Below are 3,252 nucleotides of genomic sequence, written 5' to 3'. Positions count from 1 at the left end.
GGATCGGGTTGCCGGCGATGTCCGGCTCCTTGTCCGCGATGAACAGCATCTTGATGCCGGTGATCAGCAGGAAGCCGCCGAAGATGAAGAGTATCCAGTCGAACTCGTTGATCAGCGCCGCACCCAGACCGATCATGATGCCGCGCAGGACGATGACGCCCAGGATGCCCCAGACCAGCACGCGGTGCTGATAGATCCTGGGAATGGCGAAATACGTGAAGATCAGCGATATGACGAAGACGTTGTCCATCGCCAGGCTCTTCTCGACGAAGAAGCCGGTGAAGTACTGCATGCCCGGCTCGGGCCCGAGATACCACCAGAGCCAGACGCCGAAAAGACAGCCCATGGCGATGTAGCCGGCGCTGAGCCACAGACTTTCGGCGATGCCGATCTCCTGAGTCTCGCGGTGGAGGACGCCGAGGTCGAAGGCCAGCAGGGCGGCGACGATACCGAGGAAGGAAAGCCAGATCCAGGCAGGTTTGCCCAGGAAGTCCGCCGAAAGGGCGGCCAGGAGCGCGTCCATGGAAAGAATGACCCGTTTACGCTGCTGCGTCGGCTGTTGCTGACGGAAGGTCCGACATCACGGCCGACGCCTCGGCCGCCAGCGGGGCCCGGACCCGTGGGGTAGTCCATCCGAATTGGCCCTGCGATGTGCAAAAATCAAGGGTCAGCCAATTGAAAACCGCATGGCTGGTTCGAAAGCATGGCTAGGCCTAAACCGGCGGCGCCTCGGCGGGTTCCGGCGCGCGCCGGAGCGTCACCGTGAAGACGGCGCCGCCGTCGGGATGGTTGGAGGCCGAGATCCGGCCGCCGAATCCCTGCACGATCCCATAGCTGATCGAAAGCCCAAGACCCAGTCCCTCGCCCACTTCCTTGGTGGTGAAGAAGGGATCGAACAGTCTTGGCAGGTCATCCTCGTCGATGCCGGGGCCGGTGTCCCTCACGCTCAGCAGCACGTGTTCCTCATCCTCCCCCAGGCTGATCGTTATCAGCCGGTGGTTACGTGCCGACACGGCGTCCAGCGCGTTGCGCAGCAGGTTGACCAGCACCTGCTCCAGCCGTGCCTCGTCGGCCAGGACCGGCGGAGCCTTCTCCGGCAGTTCGAACACGATCTCGGCGCCCAGGTCGTTCGTCTGAGCGCCGAGAAGACCGAGCGCGTGCTCCACCACGGAACGCGGAGAGACAGGGGTGAGGATGCCCGAAGATTTCCGGGCGAAGGTCTTGAGCTGGCGGGTTATCTTCGCCATCCGCTCGGTCAGTTCCGCGATTTCGCCCAGGTTCGACCGCACAAGATCGAGCCGTCCACGGTCCAGCAGCAGCCTGGCGTTCTCGGCATAGGACCGGATCGCCGAAACAGGCTGATTGACCTCGTGCACGATGCCGGCGGCCATCTGTCCCAGCGCCGCCAGCTTGGCCGTCTGTATCAGTTCGTCGCGGGCGCGCAGGACTTCCCGCTCGGCCCGCTCGCGCTCGGCAACCTCCTCCGTCAGCCGAGCATTGGCGGAGCTGAGTTCGGCGGTGCGCTCCGTCACCCGGCGTTCCAGCATCAGTCCCGAACGCCGCTGGTACTCGAGGCGTTCGGCAAGCGCCATCCGCCGCTGGAGCACCACCAGCCCGGCCGCCAGCAGCAGCAGCGTCGCGATCCCGGCGCTCAGCGCCGCCGACAGGGCACGGTCGCCGGCCGGCCGGCTGTCCAGCGCCACATGGACGTCCCATTCGGTATCGGGAATGCGCGCGGTGCGCACCATGGCGCTGTCCAGCGCCGGCAGCGGGCGTAGCTCCGCGTTGTGGTACTGCTGGCTGTCGCGCAACTCCTGCCGGGCGTCGGCGCTCAGCGGCCGCAGGGTCCGGAAGCGCCAGTCGGGTACATTGGTGATGAAGACGATGCCGTGGCGGTCGGTGACGAAGACACGCTCGCCGCCCATCCCTTTCCAGGTCGTTTCCAGCGCATCCATCGCGACTTTGGCGACGACCACCCCCAGCGTATGGTTTTCCGCCCAGACCGGTCCCCATACCGGATACGCTATGTAGTAGCCGGGAATCTGCGACGTCGTTCCCAGCGCGAAATACCGTCCGACCTTGCCGTCCAGCGCGTCCTGGAAATAGGGACGGAAGGAGAAGTTGCGGCCGATGAAGCTGGTTTCGTCGGTCCAGTTGCTGGACGCCAGGGTAACGCCGTCGCGTCCCATGACATAGAGCGCCGACAGGGAAACGCCGGCGTTGAGCGCCGACAGCTTGCGGTCCACCCGGTCGATCAGTTCCTGGTCGCGCGGCTTGGCGAGCAGCGCCGTGACGTCCGGATCCCAGGCGAGCGCGAGCGGCAAGGCCCTGAACTTTTCCAGCTCGGCGGTCAGGGTCGCACTGTAGAGCGTCAGCCGCGCCTGCGCCGTCTCTCCCAGTTCGGTCAGCGCCCGTTCGCGCGCCCATCGGGCGGCACTGTATGCCGCGGGCGGCACCGTCACGCAGGCGGCGATCCCAAGCGCCAGCGCCAGCCCGCGAAAACCGCGCGGGAAAGCGAGCGGGCGCTTGCCCGCAGGCCACCATGCCCCGATCACCGATGCCAGATCCTTCAAGCGGCTTTCCTCAACCGGATACCAACCCTACAATGGAGGATGGTCCCGTCCACTTCCATCCGGAATCTCCAATCCGATAGAAGTGTCCAATGGAAGTGCCCAGTGAAAGTGGACGAGAAGGGACCTTCCGGCCGGAGACGGCCGATTCCCCCACGGAGAACCCGATGTCCGACGCCACCCTCGGCCCGCTGGCCGCCGCCGCCCGCTTCGTCTTCGGCGCCGACAATGCAACCGCCAAAGCCCTCACCGAAGCCGCCGCCGGCGGAACGGAGGCCGACGTCAAGCGAGCGCAGGCTCTGGTCAAGAAGCTCCCGGCCAAGGACCGCACCCGCCTGATGGCGGCCTTCCAGACATTCAGCGACGTCGGCTGACCCGAATCCCGGAACCGGTCCGGCCGCCGATGCCGGCGTGGTCAGTCCAGCTGAAGGATCTGGGCCTTCAGATACGCCGTCTCGGGCAGGTGAGGGTGGACGGGATGGTCCGCCGCCGCCCCGCCGGTGCGCAGGATCCGCCCGGTCCGCCGGGCATCGTCCAGTCCGCGCGCGACCTGCTCGGCAAACAGCGGCACATCGACGTTGTGGCTGCACGACGCCACCAGCAGGAACCCGCCGGGCGCCGTGATCGACGCCGCCAGCCGTGTCATCTTGCGATAGGCCCTGGAGCCCGCCTGAAGGTCCTT

Annotated in this window: 3 protein-coding genes and 1 pseudogene; 1 reads left to right on the top strand and 3 read right to left on the bottom strand. The window is 66.3% G+C overall.

Going from position 1 to position 3,252, the window contains the following annotated elements; all coding sequences use genetic code 11:
- A partial coding sequence (locus AC5JJ6_RS05570; protein ID WP_496041089.1) for a TerC family protein occupies nt 1-523 on the bottom strand: 523 nt, incomplete at its 3' end.
- Nucleotides 524-713: 190 nt separating this feature from the next.
- Entirely contained in the window at nt 714-2,573 is a 1,860-nt protein-coding gene (locus AC5JJ6_RS05565; RefSeq protein WP_496041088.1) for a sensor histidine kinase, read from the bottom strand.
- A gap of 164 nt (nt 2,574-2,737) precedes the next feature.
- Between AC5JJ6_RS05565 and AC5JJ6_RS05560 the strand changes: the two genes are divergently transcribed.
- Nucleotides 2,738-2,944, top strand: coding sequence for a hypothetical protein (locus AC5JJ6_RS05560; protein WP_044429917.1), 207 nt, complete (start codon nt 2,738-2,740; stop codon nt 2,942-2,944).
- 41 nt (nt 2,945-2,985) lie between these two features.
- Here the strand turns inward: AC5JJ6_RS05560 and AC5JJ6_RS05555 are convergent.
- Nucleotides 2,986-3,252, bottom strand: a pseudogene (locus AC5JJ6_RS05555) (RlmI/RlmK family 23S rRNA methyltransferase); the annotation flags it as partial.

This window comes from Skermanella sp., from assembly GCF_059503625.1.
Note: the sequence above shows the minus strand (reverse complement) of the source record. Positions and strands in the feature narration are given on the sequence as shown.